This window comes from Bradyrhizobium sp. i1.15.2, assembly GCF_040548425.1.
GTDB lineage: Bacteria > Pseudomonadota > Alphaproteobacteria > Rhizobiales > Xanthobacteraceae > Bradyrhizobium > Bradyrhizobium canariense.
In genome coordinates, this window is sequence record NZ_JBEPRQ010000001.1 from 16,629 (window position 1) to 41,282 (window position 24,654).

At 64.5% G+C, this 24,654-nt stretch carries 26 protein-coding genes; 7 read left to right on the forward strand and 19 right to left on the reverse strand.

Annotated elements, in window-relative coordinates:
- Nucleotides 1-36 precede the first annotated feature (36 nt).
- The 7 genes from ABIB80_RS00090 to ABIB80_RS00120 form a co-directional block, all read right to left on the reverse strand.
- Nucleotides 37-900, reverse strand: a complete 864-nt coding sequence (locus ABIB80_RS00090; protein WP_354126807.1) for a metal ABC transporter solute-binding protein, Zn/Mn family — start codon at nucleotides 898-900, stop codon at nucleotides 37-39.
- A 5-nt stretch (nucleotides 901-905) separates the two neighbouring features.
- Nucleotides 906-1,775 carry a metal ABC transporter permease gene (locus tag ABIB80_RS00095; RefSeq protein ID WP_354126808.1) on the reverse strand — a complete coding sequence of 290 codons (870 nt, stop codon included), beginning with the start codon at nucleotides 1,773-1,775 and terminating at the stop codon, nucleotides 906-908.
- 6 nt (nucleotides 1,776-1,781) lie between these two features.
- Nucleotides 1,782-2,537, reverse strand: a complete 756-nt coding sequence (locus ABIB80_RS00100) for a metal ABC transporter ATP-binding protein (RefSeq protein ID WP_007597191.1) — start codon at nucleotides 2,535-2,537, stop codon at nucleotides 1,782-1,784.
- Between the two features lie 2 nt (nucleotides 2,538-2,539).
- Nucleotides 2,540-2,788, reverse strand: a complete 249-nt coding sequence (locus ABIB80_RS00105) for a hypothetical protein (RefSeq protein WP_354126809.1) — start codon at nucleotides 2,786-2,788, stop codon at nucleotides 2,540-2,542.
- A 44-nt stretch (nucleotides 2,789-2,832) separates the two neighbouring features.
- On the reverse strand, nucleotides 2,833-3,333 hold the full coding sequence (locus tag ABIB80_RS00110) for a hypothetical protein (RefSeq protein WP_148775145.1): 501 nt from the start codon (nucleotides 3,331-3,333) through the stop codon (nucleotides 2,833-2,835).
- Entirely contained in the window at nucleotides 3,330-3,941 is a 612-nt protein-coding gene (locus ABIB80_RS00115; protein WP_007597202.1) for a permease, read from the reverse strand. Before ABIB80_RS00115 ends, ABIB80_RS00110 begins: the two co-directional genes overlap by 4 nt.
- A gap of 255 nt (nucleotides 3,942-4,196) precedes the next feature.
- Complete coding sequence (locus ABIB80_RS00120; RefSeq protein WP_007597204.1) at nucleotides 4,197-4,793, reverse strand: superoxide dismutase; 597 nt, start codon at nucleotides 4,791-4,793, stop codon at nucleotides 4,197-4,199.
- A 238-nt stretch (nucleotides 4,794-5,031) separates the two neighbouring features.
- Between ABIB80_RS00120 and ABIB80_RS00125 the strand changes: the two genes are divergently transcribed.
- The 3 genes from ABIB80_RS00125 (at nucleotide 5,032) to ABIB80_RS00135 (ending at nucleotide 7,569) form a co-directional block, all read left to right on the forward strand.
- The gene (locus ABIB80_RS00125; protein WP_007597206.1) at nucleotides 5,032-5,559 is read left to right on the forward strand and encodes a GNAT family N-acetyltransferase; all 528 of its coding nucleotides are present in this window, start codon (nucleotides 5,032-5,034) and stop codon (nucleotides 5,557-5,559) included.
- A gap of 82 nt (nucleotides 5,560-5,641) precedes the next feature.
- Nucleotides 5,642-7,027, forward strand: coding sequence for an MATE family efflux transporter (locus tag ABIB80_RS00130; protein ID WP_354126810.1), 1,386 nt, complete (start codon nucleotides 5,642-5,644; stop codon nucleotides 7,025-7,027).
- Nucleotides 7,028-7,134: 107 nt separating this feature from the next.
- Nucleotides 7,135-7,569 carry a DUF2147 domain-containing protein gene (locus ABIB80_RS00135; protein ID WP_354126811.1) on the forward strand — a complete coding sequence of 145 codons (435 nt, stop codon included), beginning with the start codon at nucleotides 7,135-7,137 and terminating at the stop codon, nucleotides 7,567-7,569.
- Nucleotides 7,570-7,573: 4 nt separating this feature from the next.
- Here ABIB80_RS00135 and ABIB80_RS00140 read toward each other — a convergent pair whose 3' ends face one another.
- On the reverse strand, nucleotides 7,574-8,713 hold the full coding sequence (locus ABIB80_RS00140) for a DUF3095 domain-containing protein (protein ID WP_354126812.1): 1,140 nt from the start codon (nucleotides 8,711-8,713) through the stop codon (nucleotides 7,574-7,576).
- Between the two features lie 176 nt (nucleotides 8,714-8,889).
- On the opposite strand from ABIB80_RS00140, the gene ABIB80_RS00145 reads away from it, so the two are divergent.
- Nucleotides 8,890-9,315, forward strand: coding sequence for a ribbon-helix-helix domain-containing protein (locus ABIB80_RS00145; RefSeq protein ID WP_219680365.1), 426 nt, complete (start codon nucleotides 8,890-8,892; stop codon nucleotides 9,313-9,315).
- 4 nt (nucleotides 9,316-9,319) lie between these two features.
- On the opposite strand, the gene ABIB80_RS00150 is transcribed toward ABIB80_RS00145, so the two are convergent.
- The 5 genes from ABIB80_RS00150 to ABIB80_RS00170 form a co-directional block, all read right to left on the reverse strand.
- Complete coding sequence (locus tag ABIB80_RS00150) at nucleotides 9,320-9,535, reverse strand: hypothetical protein (RefSeq protein ID WP_219680368.1); 216 nt, start codon at nucleotides 9,533-9,535, stop codon at nucleotides 9,320-9,322.
- A gap of 125 nt (nucleotides 9,536-9,660) precedes the next feature.
- Nucleotides 9,661-10,383 carry an SDR family NAD(P)-dependent oxidoreductase gene (locus ABIB80_RS00155; RefSeq protein ID WP_354126813.1) on the reverse strand — a complete coding sequence of 241 codons (723 nt, stop codon included), beginning with the start codon at nucleotides 10,381-10,383 and terminating at the stop codon, nucleotides 9,661-9,663.
- On the reverse strand, nucleotides 10,376-11,758 hold the full coding sequence (locus ABIB80_RS00160; RefSeq protein WP_354126814.1) for a class I adenylate-forming enzyme family protein: 1,383 nt from the start codon (nucleotides 11,756-11,758) through the stop codon (nucleotides 10,376-10,378). The genes ABIB80_RS00155 and ABIB80_RS00160 overlap by 8 nt, the downstream gene beginning before the upstream one ends.
- Nucleotides 11,745-11,990, reverse strand: a complete 246-nt coding sequence (locus ABIB80_RS00165; protein WP_007597226.1) for an acyl carrier protein — start codon at nucleotides 11,988-11,990, stop codon at nucleotides 11,745-11,747. The genes ABIB80_RS00160 and ABIB80_RS00165 overlap by 14 nt, the downstream gene beginning before the upstream one ends.
- A gap of 141 nt (nucleotides 11,991-12,131) precedes the next feature.
- Nucleotides 12,132-13,946 (reverse strand): long-chain-acyl-CoA synthetase, encoded by a 1,815-nt coding sequence (locus tag ABIB80_RS00170; RefSeq protein ID WP_354126815.1) that lies wholly within the window; start codon nucleotides 13,944-13,946, stop codon nucleotides 12,132-12,134.
- Nucleotides 13,947-14,279: 333 nt separating this feature from the next.
- Here ABIB80_RS00170 and ABIB80_RS00175 point away from each other — a divergent pair, with 333 nt between their 5' ends.
- Nucleotides 14,280-15,260 (forward strand): Bug family tripartite tricarboxylate transporter substrate binding protein, encoded by a 981-nt coding sequence (locus ABIB80_RS00175; RefSeq protein ID WP_354171457.1) that lies wholly within the window; start codon nucleotides 14,280-14,282, stop codon nucleotides 15,258-15,260.
- A gap of 88 nt (nucleotides 15,261-15,348) precedes the next feature.
- Nucleotides 15,349-16,050, forward strand: a complete 702-nt coding sequence (locus ABIB80_RS00180) for an SGNH/GDSL hydrolase family protein (protein ID WP_007597229.1) — start codon at nucleotides 15,349-15,351, stop codon at nucleotides 16,048-16,050.
- Between the two features lie 60 nt (nucleotides 16,051-16,110).
- On the opposite strand, the gene ABIB80_RS00185 is transcribed toward ABIB80_RS00180, so the two are convergent.
- On the reverse strand, nucleotides 16,111-16,380 hold the full coding sequence (locus tag ABIB80_RS00185; RefSeq protein WP_219680377.1) for a DUF3551 domain-containing protein: 270 nt from the start codon (nucleotides 16,378-16,380) through the stop codon (nucleotides 16,111-16,113).
- A gap of 33 nt (nucleotides 16,381-16,413) precedes the next feature.
- A complete protein-coding gene (locus tag ABIB80_RS00190; protein WP_219680379.1) occupies nucleotides 16,414-16,695 on the reverse strand; it encodes a DUF3551 domain-containing protein in 282 nt (93 codons plus the stop codon).
- Nucleotides 16,696-17,114: 419 nt separating this feature from the next.
- On the opposite strand from ABIB80_RS00190, the gene ABIB80_RS00195 reads away from it, so the two are divergent.
- The gene (locus ABIB80_RS00195) at nucleotides 17,115-20,252 is read left to right on the forward strand and encodes an efflux RND transporter permease subunit (protein WP_354126817.1); all 3,138 of its coding nucleotides are present in this window, start codon (nucleotides 17,115-17,117) and stop codon (nucleotides 20,250-20,252) included.
- 28 nt (nucleotides 20,253-20,280) lie between these two features.
- Here the strand turns inward: ABIB80_RS00195 and htpG are convergent, their stop codons facing one another.
- The 4 genes from htpG to ABIB80_RS00215 form a co-directional block, all read right to left on the reverse strand.
- Complete coding sequence (gene htpG, locus ABIB80_RS00200; protein WP_007597233.1) at nucleotides 20,281-22,158, reverse strand: molecular chaperone HtpG; 1,878 nt, start codon at nucleotides 22,156-22,158, stop codon at nucleotides 20,281-20,283.
- Nucleotides 22,159-22,280: 122 nt separating this feature from the next.
- Nucleotides 22,281-22,694: a hypothetical protein gene (locus ABIB80_RS00205; RefSeq protein ID WP_007597234.1), complete on the reverse strand. Its 414-nt coding sequence runs from the start codon at nucleotides 22,692-22,694 to the stop codon at nucleotides 22,281-22,283.
- Between the two features lie 251 nt (nucleotides 22,695-22,945).
- Nucleotides 22,946-23,545, reverse strand: a complete 600-nt coding sequence (locus ABIB80_RS00210) for a nuclear transport factor 2 family protein (RefSeq protein ID WP_219680387.1) — start codon at nucleotides 23,543-23,545, stop codon at nucleotides 22,946-22,948.
- Nucleotides 23,546-23,708: 163 nt separating this feature from the next.
- Entirely contained in the window at nucleotides 23,709-24,515 is an 807-nt protein-coding gene (locus tag ABIB80_RS00215; protein ID WP_007597237.1) for a response regulator, read from the reverse strand.
- Nucleotides 24,516-24,654: the final 139 nt, after the last annotated feature.

A 24,654-nucleotide genomic window follows, 5' to 3' on the forward strand; every position in this document is an offset into this window, starting at 1 on the left:
GCTTGTCGCGCGACGCGAGGCGGGGTGGCCCCTGCCCTAGTGGTCAAGCGCGGCGGTCAGGGCCTTTATATTGTGCCTGACCATATCAATGTAAGTGGGTGCAGGCCCCTTTTCGCCGGTCAAACCGTCCGAAATCAGGGTCCCGCCGACTTTTGAGCCGGTCTCCGCCGCGATCCGCCGGATCAGCCGGTCGTCGCTGATATTTTCCAGGAACACGGCTGGGATTTTCTGGGCCTTGATCTGGCCGATGATGGTGGCGATGTCCCGGGCGCTGGGCTCGGTTTCCGTGGAGACGCCGAGCGGCGCGATGAATTGGACGCCGTATGCCGCGGCGAAATAGCCGAAGGCGTCATGGGTCGAGATCACCTTGCGCCGCTCGGGCGGGATTTTGGCCACGGCATCGCGGACCTCGCGGTCCAGCGTTTCGAGCTTTTCCAGATAGGCCTTGGCCTGGGCGCGGAAGAGCTCCGCGTCATCAGGGTCGGCCGCGGCCAGCGCATTGGCGATGTCGGTGACGTAGATTTTGGCGTTGGGAACGGACTGCCAGCCATGCGGGTCGGCGGCCGAACCGAGCTTGAGCGGCGCGATGCCGGCGCTCGCGGTGATCACCTGCGCCTTGGATCCGGAGGACTGCACGAGGCGCGGCAGCCAGCCCTCGAGACCAAGGCCGTTGACGATGACCAGCTTTGCGTCCGCGATCCGCTTCGCATCGCTGGGCGCGGGCGTGTAGACGTGGACGTCGCTGTCGGCCCCGACCAGCGTCGTCAGATTGATCCGGTCGCCGCCGACATTACGGACGAAATCGGCGAGGATCGAGAAGCTCGCAACGACCTTCAGCTGCTCCGCAGCGTGCAGCGGCGAGGCGATCAGCAAGAGCACACAAAGCAGGATGCGCCGCATCGCTGTCACGCTTCCAGATGCCGGCCGGGAAACAGCTGCCTGACGACGCCGCCGACCCGGCCGAACAGGACGGAGACGGTGTAGAGCGCGCTCGCCACCAGAATGATCGCAGGGCCCGAGGGCACACGGGTCTGGAACGACAGCACAAGACCTGCATAGCCGGAGACGGCGGCAGCGACGACCGCGATGCAGATCATGACGGTGAGATCGCGCGACCAGAACCGCGCGATGCCGGCCGGCAGGATCATCAGGCCGACCGCGAGCAGCGTGCCGAGCGCCTGAAAGCCGTTGACGAGGTTGATCACGACCAGCGCAAGGAAAGCGAGATGCGCAGGCCCGCCAGCCCGGCTCACGGTGCGCAAGAACAAGGGATCGACGCTCTCGATCACCAGCGGGCGATAGATCACGGCGAGCACCAGCAGCGTCACCGTGGCGTTGAAGGCGACGACCAGCAGCGTCTGATCGTCCATCGCGAGGATATTGCCGAACAGCACGTGCAGCAGGTCGATATTGGTGCCCTTGATCGAGACGATGGTCACGCCCAGTGCCAGCGAGGCCAGATAGAAGATCGCGAGCGAGGCATCCTCCTTCAACCCGGTCGAGCGTGCGACGAGGCCTGCGAGGATCGCGACGGCAAAACCCGCGATCAGGCCGCCGGCCGTCATCGCGAACAGGTTGAGACCCGAGAGTAGGAAACCGACAGCGGCGCCGGGGAGGATGGCATGCGCCATGGCGTCGCCGACCAGGCTCATTCGCCGCAACATCAGGAACACGCCGATCGGCGCGCCCGCGAGCGACAGCGCGATCACGGCCGCGAGCGCACGTCGCATGAACTCGAATTCGGTGAACGGGTCGATCAGCGCGTCATAAAGCATCGGATATCAAGCCGCCCGTGAGCGGGCATCATCGGCCGAGCAGGCGGCGGCGCTGTCGTCGAAGGCTTCGCACATCCGCATCGCGACCATAAGGTTTTCCGGCGTCAGCACCTCTGCCGTCGGGCCCCACGCCACGGGCCCGCGCGCCAGCACCAGCGTCTCGCTGAAATGGGTGCGCACCATCTCCATGTCGTGCAGCGCGGCGAGGACGGTGCGGCCCTCGCCATGCCAGTGCTTCACCAGCGCCAGCAGATCGGCCGTGGTCTTGCTGTCGATGGCGTTGAAGGGCTCGTCCAGCACGATCAGCCGCGCGTCCTGGAGCAGCACGCGCGCAAACAGCACGCGCTGCATCTGGCCGCCCGAGAGTGTGCCGATCGGGCGGTTTTCGAAACCGTTGAGACCGACGGAAGCGATTGCGCGGAGGATCTTTTCGCGCGCCGCCTTGCCGATGCCGCCGAACAGGCCGGTCCCGCGCCACAGCCCGGTGGCAACGAAGTCCAGCACCGAAATCGGGAAGCTGCGGTCGATCTCCGCACTCTGCGGCAGATAGGCGATATCGCGGCTGTCGAGCCCGCCGAGATGGATGCTGCCGTCGAGTGGTCTGAGGATGCCGACAATGCCGCGCAGCAGTGTCGACTTGCCGGCCCCGTTCGGGCCGATCACGGCCAGCAACGCGCCCGGGGCGACCTCACCATTGAGGTGGTGCACGGCCGGGTGACGGTCATAGCCGAGCGTAACGTTGTGGAAATGCAGCGCCGCCATGGTCACCTCATCGCCAGGAAGACCACGCCCCAGAGCACGGCGCAGACCACGAGCGCGGCCGCGAGGCGGGCGGCCATCGTCATGCGCAGGATCGACCAATGCGCCGCCTGAGCCGGATGCGGAGAGGCCGCACCATGGATGTGTGCGTGGGTGTGATCGTGTCCATGCGAATGCCCGTGGTCACGGGAATGATCATGGGAATGGCCATGAGCATGATCGTGATGATGGGCTTGGGACGCGGCGGGAACCATGCCGAAACGTTATATTATAACATTACCTCTGTCCACGCCGGGCTCTAGGGCTTCCCGATCACCATGGCGATGGCGGCGGCGACGAACGGGAACGGCACCGAAACCGCACAGCGGAACCAGACGAAACGGGCCGGCATGAACGGAATTTCCCACAAAATCACCCGCTGGAAGGCAAACAGCGCCCAAGCGACGACATAGGCGACCACCTGCGGTACCCCACCGCCCGATTTCAGCGCCACCGTACCGATCGAGAACCCGATCACCGGGCCGCCGGGGGTCGCGGCCCCGGCGACCACGGCAGTCGCGACCCCGAGCCAACCGCTGTCCGGGCCGAGCCAGCCGCTGATCACCTCCTGCGGGATGATGGCGGCGATGTAGCCGGAGCCGATCACCCCCAGCGCGATCCGGGGCACGATGTTGATGAAGTCCATGGAGCCTTCGCGCAGCGAGGCCTTGAACACCGGTGGGCCGCGGCGAAAGGCGATCAGGCCGACGCCGAACACCGAGCCCCACAACAGGATGTCGATTAGAAGCGCGGCGCTCAATTCTCGTCGTCCTTCAGGGCTGGCTTCGGATAGAGCCGGACATAGACGAAGCGGCCGAGCGCGCCTGCGAGCACCGGCAACGGCAGCGAGATGACGATGCGCCACAGCGTGAAGTCGGTACCCATGATCGGGATTTCCCAAGCCACCGCCCGGCCATAGCCGATCAAGGTCCAGCTCACGACCATGGCGATGGTGGCACCGAAATCGGCACCGACCGCCAGCAGCGCACTCGCCACGGGATAGGCGGTGAAGGGACCGCCGGGCAGGATCGCGCCGAAGGCAGTGCCGATCAGAAGGCCTTTCAGGCCCGATTTCGGCCCGAGCGCGCGCGAGACTTTTTCGTGCGGCAGGATTTCCGAGATGAAGGCGCCGAGCAGGCACCCGGCCAGCACGCGCGGCAGGATGCCGCCGAACAGCGAGAGATCGTGGGTCAGGATCTCGAGAACACCGTCGGTGCCGTCACGCCGCCAGACCAGACCCGCGCTCACCGCCACCAGCGCTGCGATGATGATGGTCGACCAGCCGATCGGCTTGCGCACGCGCCCCGGCCGTGGCTCGGAGTCCGCGTCCTCGGCGGGCGCCGGGTCTTTCGGGGAGGGTTCTGACAACGGGCGCGTTCGGCTCGAGGGTGATGCCCGTCCTGATTAAGGGCGCCGCAGATGCGATGCAAACAGTACGATGACGGGAGCGATGCGCACCTCGCGCAGGGCCATGCGGGGCCGAATTCCGCACAGCAAAAAGGCGGCCGCACGTGCGACCGCCTTCCGTTGTTTCCGTCATTCCGGGGCGGCGAAGCCGAACCCGGAATCTCGAGATTCCGGGTCTGGTGCTAGCGCACCATCCCGGAATGGTGGCGTAAAATCTTACGCCTTGTCGAACAGGGACTCGACGTATTCCCAGTTCACGAGGTTCTCGACGAACGCCTTGAGATAGTCCGGACGGCGGTTGCGATAGTCGATGTAGTAGGAGTGCTCCCAGACGTCGCAGCCGAGGATCGGGGTGGCGCCGTGCACCAGCGGATTCTCGCCGTTCGGGGTCTTGGATATCTCGAGCTTGCCGTTCTTGACTTGGAGCCAGCACCAGCCGGAGCCGAACTGGCCGACGCCGGCCGCCTGGAAGTCGGTCTTGAACTTCTCGAAGCCGCCGAGATCCTCGTTGATCTTCTTCTCGATCTTGCCCGGCAGCTTGGTGCCGCCGCCATTGGGCTTCATCCAGCTCCAGAAATGGATGTGGTTGTAGTGCTGGCCGGCATTGTTGAACACCGCGGGGTTCTTGCCGAACGAGCCCTTGACGATCTCCTCAAGGGACTTGCCTTCCCATTCGGTGCCCTTGAGCGCGTTGTTGCCGTTGGTGACATAGGCCTGATGATGCTTGTCGTGGTGGAATTCGAGCGTTTCCTTCGACATGAATTGCCCGAGGGCGTCATAGGCGTAGGGGAGTGGGGGCAGCGTAAAGGTCATGGGTGTTGTCCGCGACTGATGGGGGAACGAGACTTAACGGTCACCCCTTATAGAAGGTTCCGTGGCCGTTAAATACCGCGAATTTTCCAGAAGGCATGGTGCGGCGGCTTGGCCGGATTGCATAAAATCGTCGCAAGGATGTCGGTCGTTTCAACCGGGCCGTAAAATATCATTGCCTTTGAGGTGCTTATGGCAGAACGAAACGCACCGGCGGCACGGAGATGCGAAAGAGAGAGCGATGAGCATCGAGATCGACATTTTGAACGGCGACGCCTCATGGCCGATCGCACAGCCCCTGCTCAGCGCCGTCTGGGGACGCGACGCCGTCGAGAAGCCCTCCTGGGCTCACGTCAAATGGGCCAATGCCGATTTGCGCGTGCTGATCGAGACGCCCGAGGATGGTCTCGTCTGCCATGTCGGCATCTATTTCCGCACCGTCACCTGGAACGGGCAGAAGGTTCACATCGGCGGCATCGGCGGCGTCTGCACGCGGGAGGACCGGCGCGGCCGCGGCTATGCCACCATGGCGATCGACGCCGCGCTGCATACCATGCGTGCCAACGAGGCGGTCCGCTTCGCGCTGCTGTTCTGCGAGCCGCACAATGTCGCGTTCTACCAGAACCGCAGCTGGCTCCCCTTCAAGGGCGAGGTCTATTGCGAGCAGCCGGAGGGGCGGATCCGCTTCACCCACATGGCGCCCTATGTCTGCAACATCGTCAGCGCGCCGACGCTGGGCACCATCGACCTCTGCGGCCTGCCCTGGTGAGCCCTGCGTGAAGCGAGGCTGGCGCCGGCGCCGCACGCCATATAATATGTCGGTCATCATCCAATATTCCGCGCGGTGACACATGACGATCGACGCCTCGATAGACGCCGTGCCGCCGCCTGCCCCGGTCGCCTCCCCCATCGCCGGCTTGCTGACGGCACCGATCCTGCCCACACTGCTGCGGCTTGCGATCCCCAACATGATCGCGATGGTCGGCAGCACGCTCGTTGCGGTCGCCGAGACCTCCTATATCGGCCGGCTCGGCACCATCCCGCTCGCAGCGATCGCGCTGGTGTTTCCGTTCGCCATGCTGACGCAGATGATGAGCGCGGGCGCGATGGGCGGCGGCGTCTCGTCTGCGATCAGCCGCGCGCTCGGCGCCGGCGATCGGACCCGTGCGGCGACGCTGGCGCTGCACGCCGCCATCATCGGCCTCTGCGGCGGGCTTTTCTTCACGGTGACGATGCTCGTCTTCGGCCGCTCGTTCTTCATGCTGCTGGGCGGGCGCGAGCGTGTACTCGAGGAAGCCAGCGGCTATTCGCAAATGCTGTTCTCCGGCGCGGTCGCGATCTGGCTCGTCAACACGCTGGCCTCGGTGATCCGCGGCACCGGCGACATGCGTCTGCCCTCGATGGCGCTGATCGGGACGAGCGTGCTCCAGATCGCGCTCGGCGGCACGCTGGGGCTTGGCCTATTCGGCGTGCCGCAATTCGGCATGCCCGGCGTCGCCGCCGGTCAGTTGATCGCGTTCACCTGTGCTGCGATCTTTTTCCTCTGGTATCTCTGGTCCGGCCGCAGCCGGCTGCCGCTGGATTTCCGCGCCTTCCATTTCGATCGCGCGTTGTTCTTCGACATCCTCAAGGTCGGCGCGGTCGCCTGCCTGTCGCCGCTCCAGACCGTGCTCACCATTTTGATCTTCACCAAGATCCTGGCGACCTTCGGCACCGAGATGTTGGCCGGTTACGGCATCGGCTCGCGACTGGAATTCTTGCTGATCCCGATCACCTTCGCCTTCGGCATCGCATCGGTGCCGATGGTCGGCATTGCGATGGGCGCCGGACAGGTGAAACGCGCGCGGCGCGTGGCCTGGACCGCGGCCGCGGCCTCGGGAATTACGGTCGGCCTGATCGGCCTCGTCATCGCGCTCGATCCGTCTCTGTGGGTTTCGCTCTTCACCAGGGATGCCGGCGTCGCCGCCGCCGCGCACAGCTACTTCCACTGGGCGGGCCCGACCTTTGTGTTCTTCGGCATGGGCGTGTCGCTGTATTTCTCCTCGCAAGGCGCGGCGCGGGTCGGCGGTCCCGTGCTCGCCTCCACCGCGCGCCTTCTGATCGTCGCGATCGGCGGCGGCACCCTCATGATGGCGCAGGCTCCAGCCTGGACCCTGTTCGCACTGGTCGGCGGCGCCATGGTGGTGTTCGGGCTGTCGACCGCAGGCTCGGTCGCCTTGGTGCGCTGGGGCAAATGAGCGCAGGTCAATGCACGCAGGCAGATAAACGCAGGAATGTGATTCCATCCAGCGTTGCACTATCCTGCTGGGCTGCTATGGAGGCGCTCCACCTCGGGGCTCTCTTCATGACTTCCAGATTCGCTGCTCTCATCGTCCTTGTGGCTGCGTTCCTTGGCGCGACTGCCGCCCATGCGCAGAGCGCCGACGGGACCTGGCTCACCCAGGCCGGGGATGCCCGCGTCAAGATCAGCAAATGCGGCGGCGGCATCTGCGGCAACGTCGTCTGGCTGCGTGAACCCCACGACACCGCGACCGGCCAGCCCGCTACCGATAGCAAGAATCCCAATCCCGCCCTCGCCAGGCGCCCGATGATCGGCTTGCCATTGTTCAGCGGCATGCAGCCTTCAGGACCGAACAAATGGTCGGGCCAGATCTACAATGCCGACGACGGCAGCACCTATGCGAGCAGCGTGACCGTGACATCTGCGGATTCACTGCGGGTCGAAGGCTGCGTCGGCGCGCTCTGCGGCGGCGAAACCTGGACCCGCGCGGGGCGCTAGCGCTTCACGCCATCATTGCCTTCAGCGCCGTCGCCGCCGAGGCGTAGCCGCCCCGCGCACCGTCGATGAAATGGACGTGGTCGCTGCGGAGCGCCGACGGGGTGAAGCAGGTCATCATCGCGGCGTCCTGCTGGTGGAGCCCGTAACGCACGATGCCGTCGCGCGCGGCAGTCGCGAGGCGATCGCTGAGCGCGCGTTCGAGCTCCGGCGTACAGTCGAGGATCATGCGCAGGCCGTCGTCGTATTTGCGGAAGTCGGAGTTCTCCACGACCTGCCGCTTATAAAGCTTCGGCACGAAGCCGCCGAGCTTGAGGTCGAAGCGCATGATCAGATAGACGAACAGCGTGTAGGCCAGCACGCTGGCGCGGCGTGCGAACAGCGGACCTCCGCGCTTGGTGCGCGCCTCATATTCCAGCCCCTGCGGCGGCCATGTCAGCGGTGGCCCTTGTGGCGGCACGGGCCGACCGGCATCCGGGCTGCGCTCGACGAGATGGATGATGTCCTCGATCACGTTGCGGAATGCCGAGGGATCGGCGCCCTGGGCCGGCATGACCAGCACGGACAGGATCAGGCCGCGCGCAGCCGGAATCACCTCGAAGCGGCAGGACAGGCCGGAGAGATCGGGCTGCGTGCCCGCGGGCGCTTCGGCGATCGCAAACTCGCTGCGCTTCATCGCAGCGTCCGCCCAGGCGAGCCCGCCGCCAGAAAACATCGCATACGACAAATTGGCCGACGGACCGAAGCGCGCGACGCGTACGTCTAGGCCGTGACCGCGGATGACCCTGACTGGCACCAGCGCGACGCGCATCCGCAAGTCGAGATCTTCCCGGACCCAGGTCGCGGTCGCAGCCAAAGCCTCGCGGGCCAGTTCGAGATCATTAGGCGCGACCGCAAAACTCGCGCCGTCTCCGCCGAACACGAAGGGAAATTCGCGTCCCTCCAATGCGTTCGTCACCGCCGCGATCACGGCGGCACCGGCCATGTTCACCGCCTTGTAGCGCTGCGCCGCGATGGCCTTGGTGGAATCCACGATGTCGGCAACGCCGATGCTCCAGTCGTCGGGCAGCGGCGAATACAAAGCGGGGTCCATCAGGCTGGTGAAGCCGCGAAAGACCGGAATGCCGCTATAGAACGCTGATGTCATCGGATGATGCCGGATAGTTGGGACGCACGTCCAAAGAGACATACGTGGAAGAACCGATTCGGGTTCGCCGGGGGGCGCCCTTGCAACCATTGGCCGAAATGGACCCGGACAACAAGATGAGGGCGCGCTGCAATGCCACAGAAGGTCATTGATCGGCATCAAACAGTTGGCCGTAAATGGCGTCTAGTCTCGATGATCTCACACGGTTGCGCGGGAACATCGACGTGTCCGACTTCGACAGGAAGGACTCCATCGCTCCGGTAAGCCGGCGCACTGGCCGTGATCCGATCAGCGCGGTGAAGATGCCGGAAAGCCTGACCGCGGCCGTCGATAGCTGGGCGGAAACCCATCACCTGTCGCGCTCCGATGCCATTCGTACGCTGGTCGAGCTGGGCCTAAAGGTCGCGCCCCCGGCACTCCCGCCAGGGCACCCGCTCGCCTCGGATGCCACCAGGATCGAAGAGCTTGCAGTGCATGAACTCGAGGCGCTGCTCGATCCTGCCCTGTCTGAAGACGAACGCGAGCGCCGGATCCGCCGCCTGACCGACGGCCCGCCGGAGTTCTCACACGAACGGATTGACCTGCCGAAGCACCGGACCTGAACGTCTAGTGCAACTTCTCGACCTCGCGCTTGCGTAGCGCGGATGAGGGTACGTCATGGCAGCCGACCAGACGCACGAATTTCTGCGGATACATTTCGTAACCGTGATCACCTGAATTTTGATGAGACATCGGTTGGCAGTGAACGGTCTGGCAGTGGACGTCGCTTTGCTGTGCGGAAGATGGCTTTGCCGACGCCTTGTCCGGGCTCGCAGCGGTCATGGACTGCTCCCTGTCGATTAGGGCAGATCGATTGACGTAAGCCAATCAATTGCGCGGCATCTTAGGACCAAATCCGGATGATGTCATTGCGCCGGATCAATGCAATTGTGGCAGTAGAGTTCCGCCTACGCCGTGTTGCCCGCGTCGACCGTGAACACGCTACCCGTCACGTTGCTCCCGCCCTCGCCCAGCAGATATTCCACCATGCGCGCGACGTCGTCGGTCTCCGGCAGGCGCCGCAGCGCGCTGCGGCCGGCGATGCGCTTTCGGCTATCGTCGGAGAGATTGTGCGTCAGCTCGGTGTCGATGAAACCGGGCGCGATCGCGTTCACGGTGATGCCGAGCTTGCCGACCTCGCGCGCAAGCGAACGGGTGAAGCCGGTAGCGGCGGCCTTGGTCGCACCGTAAACGGAGAGGCCGTTATAGCCGGTGGTCGCGATGATCGACGAGATGTTGATGATGCGGCCGGCACCGTCGGCCATCATCTGCCGTGCGACATATTTGGTGAGAATGATCGGTGACAGCACGTTGAGCTGCACCAGCGCCTCGATCTCGGAATTGTGCATGGTCGCGAGCAGGCCTTCGGTGCCGAGGCCGGCATTGTTGACGAGGCCGTAGATCGGGCCGAATTCATCGCGCACGAGTTTTGCGAAAGCGGGAATCGCGTCGATCACGGCGAGGTCGCAGGCGCGGAAATGCAGGCGCCCCTCCGACCCGGCAATCGCCGCCTTGAGCGCGTCGCTCTCGCGCCGCGCCGCCGCGATCACGTTGTAGCCGCCATCAACAAGCCGCTGGCCGATTGCAAGGCCGATGCCGCGGCTACCACCCGTGACGAGAACATTATGCATCGGTGCGCGCCAGTTTGCCGGCCGGGGTGACGTCGAGCGCCTCGACGAAGCGGATCACCGCCGGCACTTTGTGGGACGCGAGCTGCGCGCGGCACTGATCCAGGATCTGGTCGCGGATCTCTTTCGCGCGCGCCGTATCGGTACCGTCGGCGAGGATCGCGTCGGCGACGACGATGCCGCCGGTGATCGGGCTCTTGCGTGACTTCGCCCGCGACATCCGTACGTCGGGATGACGGTTGATCACCGCCTCGATCTCTTCGGGGTGAACCTTCAGCCCACCGATATTGATGATGCCGCCGCGGCGGCCGACGAAATAGTAGCGGTCGCCGCGCAATTCGACGATATCGCCGCTATCGACATACCCGTCCGCATCGGTGAGCGCGGCCGCGTCGCGGCCGATATAGGCGTGCGCTGTGCGGGTCGAACGGATGCGTAGCGAGCCGTCGACGACCTTCATTTCGACGCCGTTGCGGTTGCCGAGATAGTCCGCCGGAAAGCCTTCCAGCCCGTCATTGACGGCAAAGCCGACGCCGGCCTCGGTTGATGCATAGGCATGGCCGACGGAGGAATTCGGGAACGCCGCCTTCAGGCCGTCCAGCACAGCCTGGTCGGCGATCTCGCCGGAGAGGCGGACATAGCGCGGCGCGAATCGCGCGGCCGAGCCGCTCATCAACAGCTTGCGCCAGTGCGAGGGCGTGCCGGAGATGTGGGAGACGCCGCGCGCGTTCAGCCGCGTGACGTGATCGCCGAGCGCCTCATGCGGATCGGACAGCACCATCGAGCCGCCGGAGAGGACGGCGCGGAGGAATATCTGCAGGCCGCCATAGCGGCGGATGTCGTAGAACGTCGCCCATACCGGCGCGGGCGCCTTCGCGGGGCCCTCGGCGATGATCGCGCCGGTGAGTGCCTCCAACGTATGGCCGGCGATTTTCGGCACGCCGGACGTGCCCGAAGTGAGCATCAGCCATTCCGTGGCGCGTTCTGTCCTGGCCGGCGTCGTGGCTTGAAGCGGCAGTTGTGCGGTGACGACCAGCGGCACGCCGGTCTCGGCCCAGCGATCGGGCTCGTCGGTGACGACGGCATCGATCCCGGCATCCGCCATCAGCGCATCGAGATGCGCGGGGTTGAGATCGGGTGGGCACAGCAGCATGCGACGCGCGATACCGTCGAGCTCGATCATGGCAAGGCCTGACCGGAGCTGGTCGGACAATTTCAGCAGCACCGCGCGGCCGGACAGCTCGCCCAGGCGGCCAGCCAGGACCGTCTGCGACAGGATATCCGTCAGCGACACGACCTCGTGCGCGTCCGACAGCGTGCGGCCGGTCAGCTCCGTGCCAAGATGGTCGCGGAGCGCAAAGATCTCACGCGGGGACATTTTCGTAGGCCCGCACGAAATCGCCCACGGTGGCGGGGAACGCTGCGTCCTCGGAGATGGTGAAGGGGTCGACGCCAGTCTCGTCCTCGAGGCGTGCCACCAGGATGGCGAAGGCGAGCGAGTCGAATCCCGTCTCGTGCAGGGACAGATCGTCAGAGAGTGCGGGAAGCGCGACGTGCTGCTCCTTGGCGATCTGCTGGATCGCTTCGATGACCTTAGACCGTACCGACATGGCTGGCTCGCTTCTGTTGTCGTTCGTGTTCCGGCGGCTCTTGATGACCGCCTCCCTTGGCCGCTTGTTTACCCGACAGAAGTAAATGGCTTCTTGGACAATTCGGATAAAATTGGACCTATCTGGCGGATTTTCGCGCGGCTAGAGCCGGATCGTACCCTCGTTGATTTGCGCATATGTCTCTGCGTCCAGCGCGACATAGGCGCCGGTTTTCGGGTCCAGCATGAACAGCGGATCGGAGACCGCGCCCGGATCAAACCCCTCGCGCGCGAGCTCGCCCTTTTTCTGCTTGAACGTCTCGGTCGCATCGAGCTCGCGCGAGATGCGTATGAAGACGGGATGAGCATAGGCCGGCAGGCGCTGTGCGAGATGGGCGGGCAGCGCCTCGAGCACGAAGCCCTCGTTCACCACGATCGCGCTCATGCCGGCGCGGCCATCAGTGCCGGGGATGCTGACGCCGTAGGTGGTGGCGTCGATCACGCCGCTGAAATCGCGCACTGCGTCGTTGACCTCCGAAGTCGCGACGTTCTCGCCCTTCCAGCGAAAGGTGTCGCCAGTGCGGTCGACGAAGTGGAAGAATCCCTTCTCGTCGAGCCGCATCAGGTCGCCGGTGCGGAACCAGGAATCGCCCTTGGCAAAGACATCGCGCAGGATCTTCTTCTCGGTCTCGCTCGCCTCGGTATAGCCCTCGAAGCGGCCGCCGCCCTCATCCGCCGTGCCGATGCGGCCTATGGCTTCGCCGGGCTCGCCGCGCGCGCAGGCGATGCAAAACCCCTCTGCATTGCGCAGCGGCGCGCCGTTATCGGGATCGAGCTTGACGAGACCGGCAGGGAAACGATGCGCGAGCAGCGGCGGAACGCGGCCGATCGCGCCGGGCTGGCCCTCGACGTTGAACAGCGAGAAATTGCCTTCCGTCGCCGCGTAGAATTCGAGGATGCGCGGAATGGCGAAACGCGCCTGAAAATCGTCCCAGATATCACCGCGCAGGCCGTTGCCGCAGACGAGCCGCAGGCGATGCCGGTTCTCGTATTCCGACGGCGGCGCCTTGAGCAGGTAGCGACAGAGCTCGCCGATATACTGAAACAGCGTACAGTCGTGGCGCACAATGTCGGGCCAGAAATTCGAGGCCGAGAATTTTTCCGCGATCACCACCGCACCGCCGGCAGCGAGCATGCTGCATGGCGCGACGATGCCGCCGACCGAGTGGAACAGCGGCAGGCAATCGTAGAGCCGATCCTGCGGCGTCGCGCCGGTGAGGCCGGCGAACCAAAAGCCCCAATTGAGGATGCGGCGGTGGCTGATGCTGGCGGCTTTCGGCAGGCCGGTCGTCCCGGACGTGTAGATTAGCAGGGCCCGGTCGTCGATGGTGACGTCGCCACGCTCGTCCGGCGAAAGCGGCCCGTCGTCGAGGGCGGCAAGCGCGACATCGATCGCACGTTCGCTGCGGGCATCGCCATGAGTCCAGACCTTTGCTTCCGTGTTCAGGGGTGGCGACGCGCCGTCCAGCGCATCCTTGAGCTCGTGCGCGACAATGATGTGGGCGGGCCTTGCGACACCGATGCAATGCGCGAGCGACCGGCCGACGAGCTTGGTGTTGATCAGCGCGACCACGCCACCGACCCGGCTGATGCCGAGCCAGGCCGCGACATAGTCGATGCCGTTCGGCATGATCAGCGCGACACTGTCGCCCTTGGCCACACCGGCCGAGCGCGCCCACCGCGCATAGCGATTGATGCGTTTCGAAAGCCCCTCATAGTCGAGGCTCGCGTCATCGGTGGCCAGCGCAATGCGATCGGGCTGGCGCTGCGCCCAATCATCGACGACGTCGGCGAACAGCCGGCCCGGCAACGTCTCGATCCGTGCGGTGAGCTCGATCGCCTTCAGCCAGATTTTCGAAGCCGAAGGTGCGCGCGCGGCTTTCGGTTGCTCGATGACGCCGGTTGTCATGCCGTTCATTCTTTCGGAACGTGTCTGCTGGTTCCGAGAGCTTAGCTCGCACGCCCTGCCCAGGTGTTAAGAGACAAGGTAAAACCGGGTTAGTGCGCGATTAACTCTAGTCATCCTTTACCAAACCGGTGGGATGGGCGTGCGCAGCCACAGCCTTTGCAGTATCTCATCGTGCGTGGAAGCTTCCCCTCTCGCCTTGTTGGGGAGGGTGGCTCGCCGCATAGCGGCGAGACGGGTGAGGGGGCACTCTCCGCGAGTTCACGTGCGGAGAGTGACCCCTCATCCGGCGCTTCGCGCCACCTTCTCCCACAAGGGAGAAGGAAGAAGAGCGGGATGCATGCATTGATCACCAAGCGACATTTCCTTCAGGCTGCAGCCTCTGCCGCAACCGTGCTCGCCACGCCACGCGCCTTTGCGATCGGCAATCCCTCCTATCCCTCGCGCAGCGTGAAATGGGTGGTACCCTATGCGCCGGGTGGGGCCACCGACGTGCTGTCGCGGCTGCTCTGCCAGCGCCTCTCCGACCGGCTCGGCCAGACCTTCGTCGTCGAGAACAAGCCCGGCGCCGGCAGCAATATCGGGACACAGGCGGTGATTACGTCCGCCCCCGATGGTCACACCCTGCTGTTGACCTCGACCGCCAACGCCATCAACGCCTCGTTCGACCCGGCGCTGCCGTATGATTTCGCCAAGGGCATCGCGCCGGTCGCCGGCGTCGCGCGAATTCCGCTGGTGCTGGTCGTCAACAACGACCTGCCGGTGAACAGCGTCGCCGACTTCATCGCCTACGCCAAGACCAATCCCGGCAAGATGTCGATTGCCTCTTCCGGCATCGGCACCTCGCTGCATCTCTCCGGCGAGCTGTTCAAGTCGCTGGCCGGCGTGCAGTTCATCCACGTGCCCTATCGCGGCTCGGCTCCCGGATTGACCGACGTGATGAGCGGCCAGATTCAGGGCATGTTCGACAACGTCACTTCATCCTTCGAGCTCGTGCGCGCCGGCAAATTGCGCGCACTCGGCGTCACCACGCGCGAGCGTTCGGAGATTTTGCCGGACGCGCCGCCGATCGCGGACACGCTCAGCGGCTACGAGACGAGTTCATTCTACGGTGTCGGCGCTCCACACGACACGCCGCGCGAGATCATCGACCTGCTCAATCGCGAAATCGACGCCGCGCTGTCCGATGCGGAGATCAAGTCCCGCATCGCCGGGCTCGGCGCGATCCCGCTGCACGGCAATGCCAGCGAATTCGGCGGCATGCTGACGGCGGAGACCGACCGTTGGCGCAAGGTGGTGGAGCTGTCAGGCATCCGGAAGCAATAGCAATCGGGCCTCGCGACGCTAGGTGACCTCGGGGAAACGGGCTATTCTTTCTGCCGGCGTTGTTCTGGCTGCGAAAGGAAAGCGACCCGTGGCTCTCGATCCCTTAGAGTTTCCCGTCCGGGCCGCGCCTTTCGAGCAGCCGCTGACAAATTTTGCTCACCGAGTGAAGGGCGGACAGGCCAGGCTGGTCGCGATCGGCTCGTCGACCACGGCGGGCGAAGGGGGTATTGCGCCCTATCCGCAGCGGCTGCTGTCGGACCTTCGGATAAAATTTCCAAACGTCGCAATCGAGGTGATCAACCGCGGCGTCGGCGGCGAAGATGCTCGTTTGGAGTTGAATCGGTTCGAGCATGACGTCTTCGATCTGAAGCCCGATCTGGTGATCTGGCAGGTCGGTACCAATTCAGTGTGGCAATCCGCCGGTCCCTCGTTCGAGGACACCACGCAAGCGATCCGCGAGGGTGTTGACCGGCTGCTCGACGCCAAGCAGATCGATGTGATCCTGATGGACCTTCAATATGTGCCGGCGCTGCTGACACCGGCCAAGGCCAGGAAGGCAAGCGCCATGGTCAAGGCGATCAGCCAGATCGCGCAGGAGAAGCGCGTCAACGTCTTCGGCCGTTTCGCGCTGATGAAGGGCTGGCATGATGTCGCCGGGATTTCGTTCGACCGCATGGTCGACCCAGGCGACGACGACAGGCTGCACGCAAGCGACTGGACCACGGACAAGATGACGTGGCAATTGACCAACGCAATCGTCGACGCTGTCAACATGGCGCCGCCCTCCTAAAAGGCACGCGGCGGCTCATCCGCGATGCCCCACGGACCGCCGGGACGTAATTGCCCCGCGCTAGCCGCCGCGCTGATGGCGCAAGCGCTGCGGTGGTGCGTTGAACGGATAATACGGATTGAGATCGCAGCTGGCGGAGCGGCCTGAAGCGGTAGCTCGGCACTGAGGCACGGAGGTGAAGGAGCAATCGTACCACTCCCCGCCACCCCCGTTCGCACCGGAATAGACGTGCATGCAGACGGGATAGCGCGGATCGAAGGTCTGCGCATGCGACGGCGCGGCCGTGAGCAGGGCACCGACGGTCATGATCAGGCCGAATAAGCGACGCATGAAAATTCCCCCTGAAGGCCGCATTGCGGATCGCTAGTGCACGTTCTTGTGGCGCCGGCGCGGCGGCGGCGGGGGTTGGTCGAACGCGTAGTAGGGATTGACGTCGCAGCTTGCCGAGCGGCCCGAAGCCGTGGCGCGGCACTGCGGCAGCGAGGTGAAGGAGCAGTCGAAATAGTCGCCGCCGCCACCGCCGAAGCCGCCGGGCATATAGACGTGCATGCACACCGGGTAACGCGGATCGTAGGTCTGGGCGCTGGCATCTGCCGCCGCGAACAGCGTAACAATTGCGGTGAGGGTCAGGATCGGCAGGCGCATCGGACATTCCTCGAATCGGTGGCAACGGCACGCGTTATGTCATTTCGATATGGCACAACTGAGCGGCAGAAGCGATTGTTCCTATTTCATACCTCTTCGGCTTGTGACACGCGACGAAATGAGTGAGACACAGCGCCGCAAAGATGCGGAAGCGGAAAGCACCCAGTTTTCCGGCTTGCGCGGAACGCATAACTCGCTGCAGCTCTCCTTCGACAAAGGTCGCAAAGCATCCAGCGCAGGAATCCGTTCGCTGGCCCAAGCGAACGTACTAGTCTTTCGATCACAACGCCGGCCCGGACCGACGACGTTCCAGGGCAATGAACAAGCAAATGGGCTGAAGGAAACGCACTTGCGCTCTCGGGCGCGACTCCGCTGTGCGCGGGGAGAAGATGCGCTGGCCAGGGCTGTGGTGTCAGGGCATGCAAGAGAGCTTCTCGTCTCCGTTCATCCGCTATCCGATCGGCACCTCACTGCTGATGGCGGGCATCCTGTTCGTAGGCCTCGTGGCCTATCCTCTGCTGCCGGTTGCACCGCTGCCCCAGGTCGACTTTCCGACCATTCAGCTCTCGGCCTCGCTCCCCGGCGGCAGCCCCGAGACCATGGCCTCTTCCGTGGCGCAGCCGCTCGAACGCCAGCTCGCACAGATCCCCGGCATCACGCAGATGACGTCGACCAGCTCGCTGGGTTCGGCGTCGATCACGATCCAGTTCGACCTCAACCGGAAGATCGACGCCGCCGCCAACGATGTGCAGGCAGCGATCAATGCAGCGAGCGGCCAATTGCCGAAGAACCTGCCCTCGCCTCCCACCTATCGCAAGGTCAACCCGGCGGATTCGCCGGTGATGATCCTGTCCGCGACGTCCGACACGCTGCCGCTGACCGTCGTCAGCGACCGCACCGATGCGCAGCTCGCGCAACAGATCAGCCAGTTATCCGGCGTCGCCCAAGTGTTCGTCGGCGGACAGCAGAAACCCTCCGTACGCATACAGATCGATCCGGCCAAGCTCGTCGCCAAGGGCCTGTCGCTGGAGGACGTGCGCGCCCAGATCGCGGCTGCGACCACCGACAGCCCGAAGGGCAGCATCGACGGGGCCAAGCGCGCCTACACGATCTACGCCAACGACCAGCTCACCCAGGCCCAGCATTGGCAGGACGTCATCGTCGCCTATCGCAACGGCGCTCCATTGCGGATCCGCGACATCGGTGAGGCCGTGGCAGGGCCGGAGGACATGAAGACGGCGGCCTGGGCCGACGGCAAGCGCGGCGTATTCCTCGTCATCTTCAAGCAACCCGGCGCCAACGTCATCGAGACCGTCGATCGCATCAAGGCGCAGCTGCCGCGGCTGATCGCGGCCATCCCGCCCGCGATCTCGATCAAGATCATCAGCGACCGCACCATCACCATCCGCGCCGCCGTCGAGGACGTACAGATCACGCTCATGACCACTATCGCGCTCGTGGTGATGGTGATCTTCATCTTCCTCCGCAGCTTCTGGGCGACGATCATCCCGAGCATCACTGTGCCGCTAGCGCTACTGGGAGCCTGCTCGCTGATGTGGGTCTTCGGCTATTCGCTGGATAACCTCTCCTTGATGGCGCTGACGATCGCGGTCGGCTTCGTGGTGGACGACGCCATCGTGATGCTGGAGAACATCACCCGTTACGTCGAGCAGGGCGAGAGGCCGCTTGCTGCGGCCTACAAGGGCGCGGCCGAAATCGGCTTTACGATCGTCTCGATCAGCATCTCTCTGATCGCGGTGCTGATCCCGTTGCTCCTGATGGGCGGCATCATCGGCCGGCTGTTCCGCGAATTCGCGGTCACGCTGGCGATGGCGATCCTTGTTTCTCTGGTGGTGTCGCTGACCCTGACGCCGATGATGGCTTCGCGCTTCCTGCGCGCCAACCACGAGGCTCGGCACGGCCGCTTTTACCAGTGGAGCGAGCGGATGTTCGGAAGGGTGCTCGGCGCCTACGAACGCGGGCTCGACGTCGCGCTGCGCCACAGTTTCGTCACCCTTTGCATCTTCTTCGCGACCGTAGCACTCTCGATCTACCTCTTCATCCTGATCCCGAAGGGTTTCTTCCCGCAGCAGGACAACGGCTTCCTCACAGCCGTGTCCGAGATGCCCCAGGACATCTCCTTTGCCGAGATGAAACGGCGCCAGGTGGAGCTCAACACCATCGTGCAGGCCGACCCCGCCGTCGCTTCGATCGCGATGTTCATCGGCGGCGGCGGTACGGCACTGAACTCGGGGCGCATGTACATCACCTTGAAACCGCTGGAGGAGCGCGATGCCGGCGCACAGCAGATCATCGCGCGGCTGCGGCCCAAGATCGCCAAGGTGGAGGGCGCCAAGCTCTATATGCAGGCCTCGCAGGACGTTCGTCTCGGCGGCCGCGCCACCCGCACTCAGTTCGAATTCACGCTCCAGGACGCTAACCTCGCCGAACTGAACGAATGGGCGCCGAAAATCCTCGATGCGATGAAGACGCTGCCGCAACTGCGCGACGTCGCGACCGACCAGCAAACCGAAGGCACGACGGTTCAACTCAGGATCAATCGCGACACCGCCGCACGCTACGGCATTCAGCCGCAGCTGATCGACGACACCCTCTATGACGCGTTCGGCCAGCGTCAGGTCGCGCAATATTTTACCCAGACCAACAGCTATCACATCGTCCTGGAGATCACACCGGACCTGCAAGGCCAGCTCGGTACGCTCGACAAGATCTATCTCAAATCACCGCTTACCGGCGACGAGGTGCCGCTCTCGGTGTTCTGCAACTGGACCAATGTGCCCGTGCGACCGCTTGCGATCTCGCATCAAGGCCAATTTCCGTCGGTGACGATCAGCTTTAATCTTGCCGAGGGCGTGGCGCTGGGACAGGCGACCGACGCGGTGCTGCACGCGGTCCGCGAGATGCGCGCGCCGCCGGCGCTGGCAACAAGTTTTCAGGGTACCGCGCAGGCATTCCAGCAATCGCTCGGCACCGTGCCGTTGCTGATCCTCGCCGCACTGGTCGTGGTCTATTTGATTCTGGGCGTGCTCTACGAGAGCTACATCCATCCTCTGACCATCCTGTCCACGTTGCCCTCGGCTGGCGTCGGCGCCGTCGCGATCCTGATGATCTTCGGCTTCGACTTCAGTCTCATTGCCCTGATCGGGGTCATTCTCCTGATCGGCATCGTCAAGAAGAACGGCATCATGATGGTGGATTTCGCCATCGCGGCCGAACGCGAGCAGCATCTCACCCCGGAGCAATCGATCCGCCAGGCGGCGCTGCTGCGCTTTCGCCCGATCATGATGACAACGATGGCCGCCCTGCTAGGCGGCGTGCCGCTGATGCTCGGAAGCGGCACCGGCTCCGAAATCCGCCAACCGCTCGGTTATGCGATGGTTGGCGGCCTTCTCGTGAGCCAGGCGCTGACGCTGTTCACGACCCCGGTCGTCTACCTCTACCTCGACCGCTTCTCCGACCTGCTCTCGCGCTGGATGGAGAAGAAGCCGCAAGCTACCGTCGCGTGCGATGAGCGGAAGGATCACGCGGCGGAATGAGCGCGGCGGCACATATGGCCTGCGCCGGCTACCCGCCGAGCCCCTGCAACACCAGCCGGTTCAGCCTTGCCGCAAACGCCGCAGGGTCCTCCGGCAGCTCGCCGTCCAGGATCTGCGCCTGTTCGAGCAGGAGCAGGCTGAGATCGTCGACCGCCTTCGAGCCGGCCTGAGCCTTCGTGATCGCCGTGACCAGCGGATGGCGCAGGTTGATCTCGAGGATCGGCTTGGTGCGCATGCCACGGTTCTGCTGGGCCAGGATGCGCTCGAGCTCGCGGCTCGGGCCCTGGCTGTCGGCGACGAGGCAGGAAGCGGAGCTGGTCAGACGCGTCGAGGCCTTGACGTCGCTGACGCGCTCGCCGAGCGCGGCCTTGATCACCGCGATGGTGGCGGCCTCGTCGGCGGCCGGCTCGTCCTTGTTCGCCTCGTCGGCCTCGTCGACGCGCGGGATCAGGTCGAGATTGAGATCGCCCTGGCTCAGCGACTTCAGCGGCTTGCCGTCAAACTCCGAGGGCATCGAGGTCCAGAAGGCGTCGACGGGATCGGACAGCAGCAGCACTTCGATGCCGCGCGCAGTCGCCGCCTCGAGCCGGGGGTTCGACTTCAGCCGCTCGATACTGTCGCCGACGAGGTAATAGATCTCGGTCTGGTTCGGCTTGAAATCGGCGATGACGTCCTTGAGCGAGCGCTTCTCGCCCGAGGTCGTGGTGAAACGCGACAGCGCGAGCAGCTTTTCGCGGCGCTCGAAATCCTCGTAGATGCCTTCTTTCAGCACCGCGCCGAAGGCCTCCCAGATTTTCGCGAAGTTCTCCGGATCCTTCTCCGCAAGGCTTTCGAGCTCGGACAGTACGCGGGTCGCTACGGCCTTGCGGATCTGCGCGAGTTGCGGATTGTTCTGAAGCATCTCGCGGGAGATGTTGAGCGGGAGATCCTCGCTGTCGACGACGCCGCGGATGAAGCGGAGATAGCCCGGCAGCAGATCGGCATCGTCGGTGATGAACACGCGGCGGACATAGAGCTTGACGCGCCCCTTGCGGTTTGGCTCGAACAGGTCGAACGGCTTTGTCGATGGCGCGAACAGCAGCACGGCGTAGGAGTAACGCCCCTCCGCGCGATAATGCAGCGTCATCGCGGGATCGTCGAAGGCGGAGGCGATCTGCTGATAGGCCTTCTTGTAGTCTTCCGGCGTGAGCTCGGATTTCGAGCGCTGCCATAGCGCGCTCGCAGAATTGATCTGACGCGGCTCACCCTCTTCGGGCACGAGCTCGATGGGGAAGAGAATGTTGTCGGAATAAGCGCCGACGATACGCTCGATCTCGTAGGCTTCGAGATATTTCTTCGCTTCGTCCTTGAGATGCAGGACGATCTCGGTGCCGCGCTGCACGCGGGCCGCATCCTCCTCGCTGGCACGCGCGATCTCGAAGCCCGAGCCGCCCGAGGACGTCCAGGTCCAGACGTCGCTCTCGCCGGCGCGGCGGCTCACCACGACGATCTTGTCGGCGACCATGAAGGCGGAATAGAAGCCGACGCCGAACTGGCCGATCAGGCCCAGACCATCCTTGGCCTCCTTGAGCTTCGACACGAAGGCCTTGGTGCCGGAGCGGGCGATGGTGCCGAGGTGGTCGATCAGCTCCTGCCGCTCCATGCCGATGCCATTGTCGGCGATCGCAAGCGTTCCGGCCGTCTTGTTCGGAATGATCCGGATCTTGAGCGCGTCGCCGTCACCCAGCAGCGCCGGAGTAGCGATAGCCTCATAGCGCAGCTTGTCGCAGGCGTCCGATGCGTTCGAGACGAGCTCGCGCAGGAAGATGTCGGTCTCGGAATAGACGGAGTGCACCATCAGGTGCAGAAGCTCGGAAACCTCGGCCTGGAAGGGCTGCGTATGCACAGCCGTGTCTGACGTCGTCATGCGTTTACCCGGTCAATCGAAAGGGGAAGAAACCCGGGATATAACGCGAGGGGGCAGGGGATCAAGTGGACGGCAGCAATCGCCCTCCGGACGGAGGGCGACTTGTCCGTGGCAAATGCCGGTCAGGTCACGCAGCGGCCGGGCTGGAGCAGTTTTGCGACCTCGGTCAGGGAGCTGACCATCGGCTCGCAGGCGATCGTCGGCTTTTTGCGGCTCTGCTTCTGGTCCGGGAGCAACACCGGCGGCTTGGCGTTACCGGCCTCGATCACTGCGGGGACCCGCAACAGCACCGACGTGTCGGCCAGATCGTTCAGCCGCATCGACACGGTGCGGGTCGGAACCTCAGCCTGCTTGATGTCGGCCAGCCGGTCGGCTTTGCTGGCGCGATTGACGTTATGGCCCGGCTTGTCAGCGACCGCCTGCCAGCGGTCGGCCAGATCATGGCCGGAGGCCAGCTGCACGGCGCCCACCTGGACAGCGCCAAGCGTCGCGGCGATCGCGACCGCGCCTAAAAATACCTTTTGAATCTGTGACATGGCTGTCGGTCCCTCGCCCCATGGCGATCGCGGGAACAACGCGAGGAGAGGACCCAGAGTTCTCAGTCGTTAAGATCACTTAACCGTGTGCGAAAGGGCACTGTCCCCGCGAAAAAAATTTCGCAACCGCCTGGAACGACTTTCGCGGACGGGAGTCGTCTCAACAGCCGGCTATTCCCCCCTGCCCCATAAGCCGGTGACGTAGGGCGCGACTGTGGTGATGCCAGTCGCGCCTTACTTTTGTCTGGAGTTCAGTTCGCCTTCCCCGCCAGCCAATCCCGACCCTCGGCATAGAGCTTCTCGACCTCAGGCCCGGTCAGGCCCGGCATGTCGCGCTTGACCTTGTAGCCGATCAGCTCCTGCATGTAGGCGAGGTGGCGGTAGCCTTCCGGGAGCGCGGCAAGGGCTTTCTGGTCGAGCTGAAGTGTCGCGGCGGGATCGACCGGGTCGATCCGGTCCTTCTCGTAGATCGGCTGGCGGCGGACGATGCCCCATTTTCCCTGCCGCTTCTCCAGGAAATCGTAGAAGCGCCCGGTGCAGACCACGTCGCAGGGCACGTCGTGCACCGGCGCGCGCTGCGAGATGGTCATCTTGGTCTGCGCGATGGCGCGCGCCCCCTCGAGGTCGATACTGGTGCCGCCGAGGAAATGCAGGATGCGCACGCCCTTGGCGAACCCTTCCTGGCTGACCCGCATGAAATCCCGCGCCGGCCCCTGAAACCAGGTGGCGGACATCCAGCCTTCCTCGTGCCAGACGGTGGCAAAGCGCTCCCAGTCGCCGGCATCGCGCCACACCGCCCAGTTCTCGACGAGGTCGCGGATGGCGAGACGATCGAGGAGTTGCTGGTCCATGAACACGTCTCCGATGGCACCGCGGCTGCAACGCGGCCGCTGCACGAGGTATGAGCGGCGAATTCGATGGCCGTCAAGCGTGGCAACCCGGTCAACGAAAATCCGGCGCACCTTGCGGCACGCCGGATCGGGATTTCGTCAAATGCCGGGCGCAGGCGCTTCCTTACGCCGCCGGCACTTTCGGCGCGCGGTTGCGCGAGTTGCGCTGGAAGAACAGCGCCTGGCTCGCCACCGCCGACACCATAGCCGGCTGGAATGGCTTTGAGATCAGGAACGCCGGCTCGGGACGCTCGCCGGTGAGGAAGCGCTCAGGGTATGCCGTGATGAACACTACCGGCACCTCGAAGGTGCGGAGCAGCTCGTTGACGGCGTCGAGGCCCGACGAACCGTCGGCGAGCTGGATGTCGGCGAGGATCAGGCCGGGTCGCTTGTTCTTTGCCAGCGCGACCGCATCGGCGTGGGTGCGGGCGACGCCGACGACATTGTGGCCGAGGTTCTTCACCAGGCTTTCGAGGTCCATGGCGATGAAGGTCTCATCCTCGATGATCAGCACGTCGGTGGCGATCTCGGCGGCCATCTCACGCCCTGCGGCATCCGCAAGCCGGCGCGTCTCGCCGACGTCGGTGCCGAGAATGTAGCCGACCTCTTCTTCCGAGAATCCCTCGAGCGAGAGCAGCAGGAAGGCTTGCCGCGGCAACGGCGTGATGTTGGACAGCCGTCGCTCCGGGGGCATCGGCAGGTTCGTCACTTCCGAATCGTCGTTGACGGAAACGGAATTCCAGATTTGGGTGAACAGCCGGAAGAGGCCGGCGCGCGGCCCGTGGCTCTCGTCGAGCACCGACGGATCCCCCAGCATGGCTTCCAACATGGCTGCGACATAGGCGTCACCGGAGGACTGGCTGCCCGTCAGGGCGCGTGCATACCGGCGCAACAACGGCAAGTGTTCAGCAACGAGCTGTGAACGGGACATCCCCACTCCATATCATCTTCGGGCCGACCTTGACGTGCAGGCGTTAGGCGGGGGGCCCGGGTTCCCCTGCTGGGCTGATTACGCCTCAGACTGAGAAAAGTTCCGCATGGGGGCGGAACTTTTTCTCGCAACTCGCATT